Raw genomic sequence first — 14,057 nt, forward strand, 5'->3', positions numbered from 1 at the left:
CTCTTTCTAACGCTAAAATACCTTACTTAGCCGCGAAATTAATAACAATTCAAGTGAACTTTTAAAGATTATAGGTACTATAGTAAGCTTCATTTCAGAGTAGAGATCACACACGGATATGGCTGATTACGTCTATACCATGTCGCGAGTGGGCAAAATTGTCCCACCTAAGCGTCAAATCTTAAAAGATATTTCACTGAGTTTTTTCCCTGGTGCAAAAATTGGTGTCCTTGGTCTTAACGGCTCAGGTAAATCAACCTTACTGCGCATCATGGCAGGCATCGATACTGATATTGAAGGTGAAGCACGTCCTCAAGCAGGTCTTAAAGTCGGTTACCTACCTCAAGAGCCGGTATTGGATGAAACCAAAACAGTACGTGAAATTGTTGAAGAATCTGTTTCAGATGTTAAAGAGGCGCTCATTCGTCTCGATGAAGTCTATTCAGCCTACGCTGAACCTGATGCTGATTTTGATGCACTCGCAAAAGAACAAGGCGATTTAGAATCGTTAATTGAAACCAAAGATGGCCACAACCTTGGCATGCAACTTGAGCGTGCTGCCGATGCACTGCGTCTACCCGATTGGGATGCTGTGGTTAAAAATCTTTCTGGTGGTGAGCGTCGTCGTGTCGCTATTTGTCGTTTATTACTTGATAAGCCCGACATGCTGCTACTTGATGAACCTACTAACCACTTGGATGCTGAATCAGTGGCGTGGCTAGAGCACTTCTTGGTTGATTACAGTGGTACAGTTGTGGCTATTACCCACGACCGTTACTTCCTTGATAACGCAGCGGGCTGGATCCTAGAACTTGACCGTGGTGAAGGCATTCCATGGCAAGGTAACTACACCTCATGGCTTGAGCAAAAAGATGCACGTCTAAAACAAGAATCATCTCAAGAACGTGCTTTGCAAAAAACCATTGAAAAAGAACTAGAATGGGTGCGTCAAAACCCTAAAGGTCGTCAAGCTAAATCAAAAGCACGTATGGCGCGTTTTGAAGAGCTTAATACTAGCGATCACCAAAAACGTAATGAAACCAATGAGCTTTTCATTCCGCCAGGTGAGCGTTTAGGCGATAAAGTCATTGATGTTAAAAATCTAACCAAATCGTTTGGTGATCGTGTATTGATTGATGATTTGTCATTCAGTATGCCTAAAGGCGCAATCGTCGGTATTATCGGTGCTAACGGCGCGGGTAAATCAACCCTATTTAAGATGCTAAGTGGTGACGAACAACCGGATTCTGGCACTATTGAGCTAGGTGAAACGGTGAAATTGGCGTCAGTGGATCAGTTCCGCGATAGCATGAACGACAACAACACGGTTTACCAAGAAATCTCTGAAGGCGCTGATATTCTTAAAATCAACAATTTTGAGATTCCAGCACGCGCGTATGTATCACGCTTTAACTTTAAAGGCAGTGATCATCAAAAACGCATTGGCGACTTATCAGGTGGTGAACGTAACCGTGTTCACTTAGCGAAACTACTAAAATCAGGCGGTAACGTATTACTGCTCGATGAACCAACCAACGACCTTGACGTAGAAACCTTACGTGCATTGGAAGAGGCCTTACTTGAGTTCCCTGGTTGTGCCATGGTTATCTCACACGACCGTTGGTTCCTAGACCGTGTAGCTACGCATATTCTTGATTATCGCGACGAAGGTAAAGTGAGTTTCTTTGAAGGTAACTTTACTGAATACACTGATTGGTTGAAGAAAACATTAGGGGCTGATGCCGCTGATCCTCACCGTATTAAGTACAAGCGTATCGCTAAATAATCTATTTCATCTAACCAAAGAGCTGTTTCAACAGCTCTTTTTTTATCACAAAAAATCAACTGTTAAATCAATGGCTTTTATTATTGTTGCATAAATAGAGACTGTATCGCCTCATTTTTGTGACGTGATAACTAGCAATCATTTCACCAAAGACATAGACTCAGTAGCTTATTATTTATCTCTCGTTGGTACAAATCCCCCTCTACAATGGTATTTTAGCCTGCTGTTTGACCAACTTTCTCTTATTTATCAATAATAACTGTCTATTATGCCTCATTTAGAACCATCAGTATCACCATCCAGCACTAAACCTTCACGTCCGCGACAGCACTATTACCGTGCAGTGATCATCCTTGCGGTATGCGGTCTACTTAGTTATGGTGGCTATTCAATGTTCCACCTTTACCAAAACGCTAAAATTTCACAGATCAAAGCCCAAAAACTCAGTGCACAAGCATTAGCATTGAGTGCATCACTGTCAGAAGAAACGGCAATGAATCAAGATCTCAATCAAGCATTAGCCGCCAAGAAAAAATCATTAATTGCACTGAATCAGCGGATTGATGATATGGAAACTGTATTGGGTATTGAACCACCAGCTGATAACCAAACCATCACCCAACGGGTCGATACCGCAGCCATTAACTCGGCCGTTAGAGCGACCTTGTTTCAATTGATTCCCAATGGTGCTCCAACCCCTAATGTTCAATTAACATCTGGTTTTGGAACACGTGTTCATCCGATCACTAAAAAACGCAAACGTCATGATGGCCTTGATTTTGCGGCTAAAATTGGCACTCCAGTTTATGCCCCTGCCGATGCAGTTATTGAACGAGCCCGTAGCAGTAATTATGGTTATGGTAATCAATTAACCCTTAATCATACGATGGGGTTTATTTCGACTTACTCACACCTAAGTAAATTTAAAGTGAAACAAGGCGAGTTTGTTAAAAAAGGCCAACTTATTGGGTGGACTGGCAATTCAGGATTATCAACAGGCCCCCATTTACATTATGAAATTCGCTTTTTAGGCAAACCATTAAATCCACGACCATTCGTGAAATGGGATATTGAAAATTTTGATGCTTTATTTAAACAAGAAAAAAATGTCCAATGGGCATCACTGTTAAATACCATCAATAGTATGGTCGCAATGCAGGTGCAATTGACTGGAGATGAAAATCACGACCTTGGTATTACCACCGCAAGTCATACTGAACCATCACCAAACCAAGGCAACCTATAAGCAAGAACAATTTCACCGACAACGAATAATAAAAAGGCCAACCACATTATCGTGATTGGCCTTTTTGTTGACCTTAATTGACGCTATTAATATTAATTAATCAGTTCAATCAATTCATGGATAGTTTTGACCGCCACAATTTTTGCACCCAACCCTTCCATTGATTTATGGTAATTACGATAAGGAATAAAGATTTCCGTAAATCCATGTTGCGCCGCTTCTTTTACTCGCGGTACACCACTGTCTATTGGGCGCACATCACCATTTAGACTTAGCTCGCCCATAATGCAGGTTGTGCGTGGCACCACAAACTCATTTAGGCTACTGAGTAATGCCGCCACTAACGCCAAATCAATGCAGGTTTCTGACTCATCAATTTTTAACCCACCGACAATATTGAAAAAAGTATCATGGAAGATTTTGGTTTTCGCATGCTTGCGTAAAATACCCGTTAGCATTTTAATACGATTCATGTTTAAACCAACACAAACCCGCTGAGGAAACTCCCCTTCAGTTTCAGTGGTTAAACATTGGATCTCAAGTAAAATATTCCGGTTACCTTTACGAATACAGGTAATTGCAGAGCCTGATGATTCAGTGGTTGACCCCGATAAGAAAATTTCACTAGGGTTATCAACACTGAGCATTCCGCGCTCAGTCATACGGAAAATACCGACCGTATCAACATCACCAAAACGGTTTTTATTGGCGCGTAATGTCCGGACTTGACCATCATTAGTATCGATATGCAATAACGCATCGACAATGTGAACCAATGTCTGTGGACCTGCTATTTCGTTATTTTTATTAACGTGGGCAATCAAAAACATAGTAACGTTGTTTTGTTTGCAATATTGCGTCAATGATTGCGCCGCAGTTTTTACTTGTGACGGTGAACCTGGGCTACCATTGGCCAATTCGGTTGATACCGCTTGAATGGAGTCAATAACCGCAAACTTAATCTGTTTCGCATCTAATTCAGCGATAATCGCTTCAACACTGGTTTCTGCCATTAGATATAAGTTATCTTCATTGCAGCTTAGTTTGAGACGATTAACACGGTTTTTAAACTGTGATAATGATTCTTCCGCAGTACAGTACAACGATGGCATTAATTTCGACATTCTTGCCACTAAATCAGATAACAAGGTAGTTTTACCCGCTCCTGGATCACCTGAAATAATATTGACTGAGCCAGTGGTTAATCCACCGCACAACACGCGATCAAGCTCACCGATGCCTGTTAGCATTTTTTGGGCATCAACCGCTTCAACTTCATGTAATTTTTTAGAACCGCCGCCCGCAATACCTGCGTATCCAGACAGACTTGAACGAGCTGAGGTTGCGACGCCACTTTTGGTATTTGGAATAGTAAATTCAGTGATAGTGTTCCATGATTTACACCCTGAACATTGGCCTTGCCAACGCGCAAAATCCATTCCGCAATCACTACATACGTATGCTCGTTTTGCTGCTTTTGCCATTCTATATCCTACATCAGTTTATTATTCACAATCACAAACCATTTTAGCGTCAATAAACTATCGAATAACGACAAATATATGTCAGTTACCCCTAAATTTTTTACGCTGTTGGTCGATGATACAACTAGCCATTCATCAATAGATCCAAATCATGCATCTCGACAATTATAAAACATTGATTGAGCAATTATTGCCAATTTATAACCATCCCGATTTTGAGGTCGCGTTCAAATCATTAACTGACCACGAAACAGGTCCAGTGCGACTCCAAATAAAAATGGAAATCAATCGCTTAATGACCCCTTGCAATAAAATCATTGATCTACGAGGACGGGTTAAAGGTCAATGTCGAGAATATATCTTTAGTGGTCATAGCCATTGGTTAGATGATGTGGCTATTAACATTTATCATCACCGTAAAGCGGTGTTTGCTGGACAATATTGCTATGGCTTGTATGAAGAATTAATTAATACTCACAATAATTTTCGTATTCTTCACCAGCAACAAAAAATGCCACCGATCTACACTACACCAGAAGATAATCCATGTAGCTTATTTCAAGCCCAGCTAATTCGATTTGGATACTACCTTAGCCGCGAAGAAAAGCGACTCAGTATTGCCACGCCAATCGCATTAACCTTGAGTAATGAGCAACAGGTGTTAGCCACCACGGTTGATCTGTCTTTTTCGGGCGCGAAGTGTAAGGTACCCGCCGCATTTGACTATCAATTAGGTCAAACCATTACGGCATCATTTCCTCAACTGGCACAACAATACCAAGATGCTCGCCTCAATCAAAGCCACCATTACCGTATTTTAGGCATTGATGATATTCAAGATAACGACAATATAAAATGGTTACGTTTATTGGCATTAACAGACAATACTGCCTTGCAAGCGATCATTAAGCATGATCAACACCAATCGTTAAGCCGTAACAACCACGATGACAAAATCATTCAATTGCGCACCCAAGGTTATGAGCATTGCTATCTTAAACATACCCTTACGATGCCGTTATTTTTTGCAGGTGAGCATTTAAAATACAGTTTATTGACTGACCATAATCAACATCAATGGCAATACTGGCATGATGAACGCAATCAACCCGTGATCAATCATCTGTTGTCTGCAACGCGAATCAATAACCTTGAACTAAGTGGTATTTCTCATACCAGTACCTTAATTTATAGCTTCTTTCATGAGCACCAAGGCCAACGCTACTTTTATTCGGCAGCCCTTCCTGAAATGACACGCCAACAACGGCTGTTATTTTGGCAGATAGGCGCTAAGCGTGATAGTTGGCGCGTTATGCGGTTAACCATGTACCCATTAGCCCAAAATGACATGCAAGAATTGGCACAACTCCCCCCTGAAATGATGCCTTACTGTCAGGATTTATCACATATAGGGACGTTAGAAGATTTAACCCATCAAGAGGTTCAGTCTGATTACCTGTGTGGTGTGACATCAACCTTAACCCCACAAGCGTTGAATCAATTCCGTCATCAGCGAAACCCTATCAGCCAAGCTGAAGCGATTCATTTTGATCCCAAACCGCTACGTAGCGAAGACCGATTTAGTTATAAAACAGCAATTACATTACAGCAAGATCATAAGACCATCAGTGGTACTTCCATTGATTTTTCTAGTCGAGGACTGAATATCAATTTACATCAGCCTTTACGATGCAAACAAGGTGACACGGTCCAAATTGAATTTACACAATTAGCCCGCAGCACTAAAAACGATATTCTAAAAAAAATGCCTTATCAGGTTATTCGCACGAGTCCTAGTGGTAAAAATATTCAGTTGATAACCATTGAAAATGAAGAGGGATTATTAGGTGGCCAATTTCTTCGTTCTTTAATTGAGTCAAACCTTGAAAAATTAGCCCTGTGCAAGGAGCCGCAACCATCGGCAGCACTGTTGCTAACCATGCATCAAATGCTACTGACACGGTTGCATAGCTTGCCATATTTTGCAGAAAAGATAGATCATAAAATAAAAGTTAAAGCCATCGGATCCAATTTCCCATTATCACCCCTAGCAACCATGTTGCATCAGCTAAGTGACAATGAACGTTTAGATCTTGATGTGATTTTTAAGCAACGGGTTAAACAAATGCTCGCCGATCCTATGCGACCACGGGATAAACAACAGCAACAACAGCCGTTTATTCATGAGTTATATTTAGCGGTTGAATATCGTGATAAGCAGGTACATAGCATTGAGACTAAACTGCGCAGTGATTTCGATGATCTGGCCGCACAACGGGATTATATTCAGTACGCTCGGCAACACGGCGATCTATTTGCAGTGCGCATTACAGCGCTACCATTATTAAATCCACTGACGGCATTGATTGGTGAAAAACTCAGTAAATTAGCCCGCTTAACATTACACCGTGCACGTGCATTAGAAATGGAATTTACGTCATTAATTGGCTGTGGTGAGATTTTTGATATTACCGATGAAGTCTTAATTCGGCTTGAAATACATTAAGTCTAATAATACTCCGCACTCACTCAAGTGCGGAGTATTTTGCATAATTTAACGTAATAACAAAATCACTAGCTTAACGGTTACCATGCTAAGCGTTGTTCGGCTAACGATGCCGATAAAATACAAATAATCGCGCCTAAATTGGCATGTCGAATCGCTACATCAGCTTGCTGCTCAACATTGGGTTTCGCATGATAAGCAATGCCCAATCCAGCAATATCCATCATCAACAAATCATTAGCACCGTCACCAACCGCCACCGTATTATGGGGCTCAATATCAAATTCTTCAGCCAGAGCCAGTAAAATTTCCGCTTTTGATTTCGCGTCAATGACTTTCCCCGTCACCTTACCTGTGAGCTTACCATCAATAATTTCAAGGGTATTTGATGTCGCTGACACCAAGTTAAACTGTTGTTTAAGGTGATCAGAAAAATAGGTAAACCCACCCGATGCAATCGCAACTTGCCAGCCATAATGGTACAAAGTGGCAATAAGTTGTGGTAATTCTGGCATTAACGGCAACGTATCCCGTACTTGCGTTAGAATCGCTGCATCAGCTCCAGCTAACGTTGCGACCCGTTGACGTAAGCTTTGTTCAAAATCTAACTCGCCTAACATCGCCCGTTCAGTCACTGCGGCAACCTCTTCACCGACCCCTGCTAAGGTGGCGATTTCATCAATACATTCAATTTCAATCGCGGTCGAGTCCATATCTAACACCACAATCCCTGGCATTGATAAATCAGGAATATCACTGACATAAGCGACATCTAATTGCAGATCAATCACGATCTGTTGTTGGGCCGGTGTTAGCTCGCTGGCAATCAAAATCACATCATACGATCCCACTTTCCAAGCTGCGACAATCTCAATATTAGTGATGGCAACAGCATTAATAGCGTCAATATTATCGAGTGTGATATGGGAACCATATACCAACCAATTTGCTTGGCGTTTACTGGTATTGGTGACAGATAATATTTCTGGAAAGCGTTTATATAAGGTCGGGTGTTTATTGATTTTGAGTACGTTAGCAACATCCATTGCGTCATCCTTAACAATTTAATTACTATAAACCTAACGATTGTGCACATGAAGAGCAAGTTCAATTGTAAACTTATTGTTATATCAATAACTAATAAACGTCAATTAACTTATTTTAAATCATAATCTTATATCTTATTTTATTTATTATCCATTTTACGGGGAAGTGTGTTAATAAACAGTAACAAATCCTTAGCGGGGGGAAATAATCATCCGTTATTTTTTTAGTGTAGAATAACCTTAATCAGAGTAATCGGGTGATATGAATGATCCAATGGAACACTAAGCGGTGGCAACGTCAACGGCTACAAAAAGCCATGATCTTGTTTGTATGCCTATTAATATCTATTGGCATACTGCAATATGGCGCGATCCTTAGCCAACAAAATTATCAAATGCTCAGTGAGCAAACTCAAACCTTATCGCAAGTTATTGTTCGTCAAGCCGCTAAAAATGCCGCCGCTGATATTAAAAATAAAGATCAGCGCCAACTGCAATTATTAGTCAATAATTTAGCGGCTGAACCTCTTATCTTAGATGCGACTATCTATAATCTTGAAGGGGTAGCACTTGCAAAAACAAAAACGGCCTTGCCATTAGAGCAACTGACAGGATTATCGACACCATTAGCCATGGCTAGTATTGGTCGCCAACAAATTGCAGAGCCAGTGTTGATGAATAACCATATTATTGGATTTATGCGCATCACGCTGGAACGCGATAAATTACTCACGCATGCCATTGATCAAATGTCGACCATGACAGCGATTATTCGCGGGCTGATTATTGCGGCACTGCTTATTGGAATCTTACTGACCGTCGTCTTTAGTCGTCAACGTTATCAAGGCAGTTTTCCTTTTCTGCATAATCAGCATCAGTAATAGTAATAGTATTTTACCCCCATAAAAAAGCGGCAACAGCCTGAACTGTTACCGCTTTTTTTAATACTTATGACGACTGATATACAGTGTCAATCAAGCATTTTATTACTCAGCATCGCCAAGTAATACTGATTCTAGTGCAATTTCAATCATCTCGTTGAACGTTAATTGACGTTCTTCAGATGTAGTTGCTTCACCACGTAGGATATGGTCAGAAACAGTACAGATAGTCAGTGCCTTAGCACCAAACTCTGCCGCAACACCGTAGATACCCGCCGCTTCCATTTCAACACCAACAATGCCGTATTTGTCCATTGTTTTAAAGAAATCGAAATTTGGGTTGTAGAACAAATCAGCTGAGAAGATATTACCTACTTTAACCGGAATACCTTTTGCTTTTGCTGCATCTACTGCATTTTGTACCATGCCGAAATCTGCAATTGCTGCGAAATCATGGCCGCCAAAACGGATACGGTTTACTTTAGAATCTGTTGATGCGCCCATACCGATAACAACATCGCGTAATTTAACGTCATCACGTACCGCACCACAACTACCAACACGGATAATTTTCTTCACGCCAAAGTCTTTAATTAACTCTGTCGCATAAATAGAACAAGAAGGGATACCCATACCGTGGCCCATAACAGAGATCTTACGACCTTTGTAAGTACCAGTGAAACCAAGCATGCCACGAACGTTACATACTTCTGTCACATTCTCTAAAAATGTTTCAGCGATGAACTTAGCACGTAGCGGATCACCCGGCATTAGTACTACGTCTGCAAAATCGCCCATTTCAGCATTAATATGTGGAGTAGCCATAGTTATATCCTTTCTGTTAATTGAATCAGCACTCAATGATGACAAGCTATGTTTATGCTTATCGGCTGTCTCTTGCTGATCATCGTTTAATATCGATCTAATAACGATCGTTATCGTACAAATATGTCCATTTTTTACTACGCAAGGCGATTAACCTCATGATTAGTCGCCTTGATGTTCAAGATAAAGTCACAGTATTACGTTTTATAAGAACGATTTACCGTAATCCATATCAGAAGTACCAAAATGTGTTGCTAAGCTTTGACCGATGTCAGCAAATGTTTCACGACGACCTAATGAGCCCGCTTGAACTTTTGGTCCAGTTACGATCACTGGAATGTGCTCACGTGTATGATCAGTACCAGGCCATGTTGGATCACAACCATGGTCAGCGGTAATAATTAGCACATCGTCTTCTTTTAGCAAGGCTAAAATTTCAGGTAAACGACGGTCAAAATACTCAAGTGCCGCAGCATAACCTGCAACATTACGACGGTGGCCGTAAGCTGAGTCAAAGTCAACAAAGTTAGTAAACACGATGCTGTTATCACCCGCAACATCAATTTGTGCTAACGTTGCATCAAATAAAGCAGGAATACCGGTTGCTTTTACTTTGCGAGAAATACCACAGCCCGCATAGATATCAGAAATCTTACCGATAGAAATCACTTCGCCTTGCTTCTCTTCAACTAACTTTTGCAGAATAGTTGTTGCAGGTGGCTCAAGTGATAAATCACGACGGTTACCCGTACGCTCAAATTGGCCTTTACCAGCACCAATAAATGGACGCGCAATAACACGGCCAATATTATAATCTTCTAGCTCTTCACGCACGATATGACAAAGTTCCATCAACTTATCAAGACCGTAAGTCTCTTCGTGACATGCAATTTGGAATACAGAGTCAGCAGATGTATAGAAAATTGGTTTACCTGTTTGCATGTGCTCTTCGCCCAAATCATCCAGTACTTGTGTACCCGATGCATGGCAGTTACCTAAGTAACCGTCTAAACCTGCACGCTCAAGGATGCGATCAGTTAGCTCTTTTGGAAAGCTATTAGTCTTATCGCTGAAATAACCCCAATCAAACAATACTGGTACGCCCGCAATTTCCCAGTGACCAGAAGGTGTATCTTTTCCTGATGAAATTTCTTTCGCATGGCCAAACGCACCTACGATTTCAACATCAGTGTCCATACCTTCAGGAAAATGACCACATGACTCTTCACATGCTTTTGCTAAACCTAATTTAGTTAGGTTAGGCAGATAAAGGGCACCACTACGATCACCATTATTAGCTTCACCACGTGCACATGCTTGGGCAATATGACCAAGGGTGTTTGCACCCACGTCACCAAAATCAACCGCATCTTCCGTCGCGCCGATACCAAAAGAATCTAAAACTAAAATAATTGAACGTTTCATGTTTGCTCCGTTATACGTCTTGTTCGCCAATACGACGGTATACTTCAGGGGTTGGCTCTGACTGTGTATCAGCAATACTGATATTGGCACGAACCGCTTTAGCTGCTTCTTGCCATTGCGCTTCAGTACGTGCGTGTACCATTGCTAATGGAGTATCTGCATATACTTCATCACCAAGGCGAATCATATTTGATAAACCAACAGCATAATCAATGCTATCGCTAGCAACACGACGACCACCACCCATGCCAACAACAGCCATACCTAAACCACGGGTATCCATCGCAGTTGCAAAACCGGTTGTTTCAGCAAATACAGGTTTAATGATCTCTGCTTTATCAAGATAGTTATCATAATTATCGATAAAATCAGTTGGACCACCAAGGCCTGCCACCATTTTGCCAAAACGTTCTGCTGCTTGACCATTATCTAACACTGTTTGAAGTTTCGCACGTGCTTGCGGTAAATCTGATGCTAGTTTACTGATAACTAACATTTCAGCACACAATGCCATGGTAACTTCATATAAACGAGGGTTACGGTATTCGCCCGTTAAAAACTGTACCGCTTCACGCACTTCAAGTGCATTACCCGCGGTTGATGCTAACACTTGATTCATATCAGTCAACAATGCAGAGGTACAAGTGCCCGCACCATTAGCAACCGCAACAATAGATTTGGCTAATTCTTCTGATGCTGCGTAAGTTGGCATAAATGCGCCTGAACCTACTTTTACATCCATCACCAAGTAATCTAGACCTGCCGCTAACTTCTTCGACAAAATAGATGCAGTAATTAATGAAATATTATCCACTGTCGCCGTGACATCACGGGTCGCATAAACACGTTTATCAGCAGGAGCTAAATCGCCCGTTTGACCAATAATAGCCACACCCGCTTCTTTGGTTACTTTACCGAACACTTCATTGCTTGGCGTAATGTTGTAACCTGGAATTGATTCCAGTTTATCTAGCGTACCACCCGTATGACCAAGACCACGACCGGAGATCATTGGTACATAGCCACCACATGCCGCTACCATAGCGCCCAGCATTAAAGAGGTCACATCACCCACACCACCAGTTGAGTGTTTATCAACAATTGGGCCATCAAAATTCATGTGGCTCCAATCGATCACCATGCCTGAGTCACGCATTGCACATGTTAAAGCAACACGCTCATCCATGGTCATATCATTAAAATAAATCGCCATTGCAAAGGCTGCGATTTGACCTTCAGAAACAGTATTTTTAGCAACACCTTGAATGAAAAAATTAATTTCATCGGCAGTTAAAACAATATTGTCGCGTTTTTTACGAATAATTTCTTGAGGTAAGTACATGACGATCCTCTTACTGATATGGATTTTAATAGGGAAAATTAATTATTTATTTATAAAACCAAACTATTATTACGTTAAATTTTACGTGCACAAAACCTGTCAGTGATGGCAAAACATCATTGAAAAGCACACTAAATAAAATAAATAATTATGGCTAATATATAACGATTAGCATCAATAATAAGCGTTGAAAATAATAAGGTGGCATGACACCACCTTATTTAACTAAAGCTTAGTAACCGCCTTGTGCCGCTTGCTCGCCTTCACCTAATGTGTGAAGTAAGTTGGCAAGTAGGCTTGATGCACCAAAACGGTAATGACGGCTATCTGCCCACTCATCACCAAGAATAGTGTTTGCCATTGCTAAATATTGTTGTGCATCTTCAGCGGTACGCACGCCACCAGCAGGTTTAAAACCAACTGTTTTTGCTACGCCCATATCTTTAATTACATTCAACATGATTTCAGCGTATTCAGGTGTTGCGTTTACAGGCACTTTACCTGTAGATGTTTTAATAAAGTTAGCACCTGCATTAATACAAATTTCAGATGCTTGCTTAATAAGTGCTTCTGTTTTTAGCTCACCTGTTTCGATGATAACTTTAAGCAATACATTATCACCACACGCTGCTTTACATTGCTTCACAAGCTCAAAGCCTACTTCAGCATTGCCAGCCATTAGCGCGCGGTATGGGAATACAACGTCTACTTCGTCTGCGCCGTAAGCAACAGCCGCTTTTGTTTCAGCCACAGCGATCTCAATATCATCATTACCATGTGGGAAGTTAGTGACTGTTGCAACACGTACATCTGGTGTACCTTGCTCACGTAGTTGCTTCTTAGCGACTGGAATAAAACGAGGGTAAATACATACTGCAGCAGTGTTACCAACAACTGTTTTTGCATTCTTACATAGCGCGATCACTTTTTCGTCAGTGTCGTCTTCATTTAATGTTGTAAGGTCCATTAATTTTAATGCACGTAGTGCTGCAGCTTTTAAATCGCTCATGACTTTCTCCAGTCGTAATGTTTGATCGCGGTAGTATTAATATTACTACCTGAATACTCGATATGAATTCAGCAGTGACCTCATTTACTTCACTGCGGTGCAACAGCATTCATTGCCATTGTCATCTATGAGCGGACGTTATTCCTTGAAGACCCAGAAGAGAATAAACCCCTTCTAGTTGCTATCCTTTTCACCGCGTAAACTTACCCCAGACAAGATTAAGTCGCCTTAACCAGTTAAGGTTTTACTTCACTTATAATATCAACTCAACCACGACTCGACCATTAATCTCGTGTTTCCTGTGGTGGATAATATGTTTACTGAAATAAAAAGTGTTTTCGCAACTCATGCAACTTAAACATAAAAAAAGCCGTTTTTTGCATAACAGTTATTGGTGATGCAAATAACAGCAATAACGTTATCAATTACAACCGCGATACTGTTTCTATAAGAGAATAATAACAGAGTGAAAATTAAGAAAGGGGAACGCAATCGATTTTATTACAT

General features: G+C 40.9%; 10 protein-coding genes. 4 read left to right on the top strand and 6 right to left on the bottom strand.

The genetic code is table 11. The features are described 5' to 3' along the window. Positions 1-118 precede the first annotated feature (118 nt). Together ettA and ACJZU6_RS13445 are read left to right on the top strand one after the other, a co-directional pair. A complete protein-coding gene (gene ettA / locus ACJZU6_RS13440; protein WP_080158428.1) occupies positions 119-1,786 on the top strand; it encodes an energy-dependent translational throttle protein EttA in 1,668 nt (555 codons plus the stop codon). A gap of 268 nt (positions 1,787-2,054) precedes the next feature. Then, positions 2,055-3,032 (top strand): M23 family metallopeptidase, encoded by a 978-nt coding sequence (locus tag ACJZU6_RS13445; RefSeq protein WP_408900426.1) that lies wholly within the window; start codon positions 2,055-2,057, stop codon positions 3,030-3,032. Between the two features lie 92 nt (positions 3,033-3,124). Here the strand turns inward: ACJZU6_RS13445 and radA are convergent, their stop codons facing one another. Continuing rightward, complete coding sequence (gene radA, locus ACJZU6_RS13450; protein WP_080158430.1) at positions 3,125-4,516, bottom strand: DNA repair protein RadA; 1,392 nt, start codon at positions 4,514-4,516, stop codon at positions 3,125-3,127. 151 nt (positions 4,517-4,667) lie between these two features. Here radA and ACJZU6_RS13455 point away from each other — a divergent pair, with 151 nt between their 5' ends. Continuing rightward, complete coding sequence (locus ACJZU6_RS13455) at positions 4,668-7,022, top strand: PilZ domain-containing protein (RefSeq protein WP_408900427.1); 2,355 nt, start codon at positions 4,668-4,670, stop codon at positions 7,020-7,022. Positions 7,023-7,102: 80 nt separating this feature from the next. Here the strand turns inward: ACJZU6_RS13455 and serB are convergent, their stop codons facing one another. Beyond that, complete coding sequence (gene serB / locus ACJZU6_RS13460) at positions 7,103-8,068, bottom strand: phosphoserine phosphatase (protein WP_408900428.1); 966 nt, start codon at positions 8,066-8,068, stop codon at positions 7,103-7,105. 266 nt (positions 8,069-8,334) lie between these two features. Here serB and ACJZU6_RS13465 point away from each other — a divergent pair, with 266 nt between their 5' ends. Continuing rightward, the gene (locus ACJZU6_RS13465) at positions 8,335-8,949 is read left to right on the top strand and encodes a YtjB family periplasmic protein (protein ID WP_080158433.1); all 615 of its coding nucleotides are present in this window, start codon (positions 8,335-8,337) and stop codon (positions 8,947-8,949) included. A 105-nt stretch (positions 8,950-9,054) separates the two neighbouring features. On the opposite strand, the gene deoD is transcribed toward ACJZU6_RS13465, so the two are convergent. From deoD to deoC, 4 genes are all read right to left on the bottom strand, one after another. Beyond that, positions 9,055-9,774, bottom strand: coding sequence for a purine-nucleoside phosphorylase (gene deoD, locus ACJZU6_RS13470; RefSeq protein ID WP_080158434.1), 720 nt, complete (start codon positions 9,772-9,774; stop codon positions 9,055-9,057). Positions 9,775-9,978: 204 nt separating this feature from the next. After that, entirely contained in the window at positions 9,979-11,199 is a 1,221-nt protein-coding gene (locus ACJZU6_RS13475) for a phosphopentomutase (RefSeq protein WP_080158435.1), read from the bottom strand. A 10-nt stretch (positions 11,200-11,209) separates the two neighbouring features. Next, entirely contained in the window at positions 11,210-12,541 is a 1,332-nt protein-coding gene (gene deoA, locus ACJZU6_RS13480) for a thymidine phosphorylase (protein WP_080158436.1), read from the bottom strand. Positions 12,542-12,773: 232 nt separating this feature from the next. Next, positions 12,774-13,550, bottom strand: a complete 777-nt coding sequence (gene deoC, locus ACJZU6_RS13485) for a deoxyribose-phosphate aldolase (RefSeq protein ID WP_327767257.1) — start codon at positions 13,548-13,550, stop codon at positions 12,774-12,776. Positions 13,551-14,057: the final 507 nt, after the last annotated feature.

Source organism: Photobacterium piscicola, assembly GCF_046058925.1.
In the GTDB taxonomy this organism is placed as follows: Bacteria; Pseudomonadota; Gammaproteobacteria; order Enterobacterales; family Vibrionaceae; genus Photobacterium; species Photobacterium piscicola.

Bases quoted from the DNA above. Each gene is read 5' to 3' on its own strand.
- ettA (WP_080158428.1), top strand. From the start codon at position 119: ATGGCTGATTACGTCTATACCATGTCGCGAGTGGGCAAAATTGTCCCA.
- ACJZU6_RS13445 (WP_408900426.1), top strand. From the start codon at position 2,055: ATGCCTCATTTAGAACCATCAGTATCACCATCCAGCACTAAACCTTCA.
- radA (WP_080158430.1), bottom strand. From the start codon at position 4,516: ATGGCAAAAGCAGCAAAACGAGCATACGTATGTAGTGATTGCGGAATG.
- ACJZU6_RS13455 (WP_408900427.1), top strand. From the start codon at position 4,668: ATGCATCTCGACAATTATAAAACATTGATTGAGCAATTATTGCCAATT.
- serB (WP_408900428.1), bottom strand. From the start codon at position 8,068: ATGGATGTTGCTAACGTACTCAAAATCAATAAACACCCGACCTTATAT.
- ACJZU6_RS13465 (WP_080158433.1), top strand. From the start codon at position 8,335: ATGATCCAATGGAACACTAAGCGGTGGCAACGTCAACGGCTACAAAAA.
- deoD (WP_080158434.1), bottom strand. From the start codon at position 9,774: ATGGCTACTCCACATATTAATGCTGAAATGGGCGATTTTGCAGACGTA.
- ACJZU6_RS13475 (WP_080158435.1), bottom strand. From the start codon at position 11,199: ATGAAACGTTCAATTATTTTAGTTTTAGATTCTTTTGGTATCGGCGCG.
- deoA (WP_080158436.1), bottom strand. From the start codon at position 12,541: ATGTACTTACCTCAAGAAATTATTCGTAAAAAACGCGACAATATTGTT.
- deoC (WP_327767257.1), bottom strand. From the start codon at position 13,550: ATGAGCGATTTAAAAGCTGCAGCACTACGTGCATTAAAATTAATGGAC.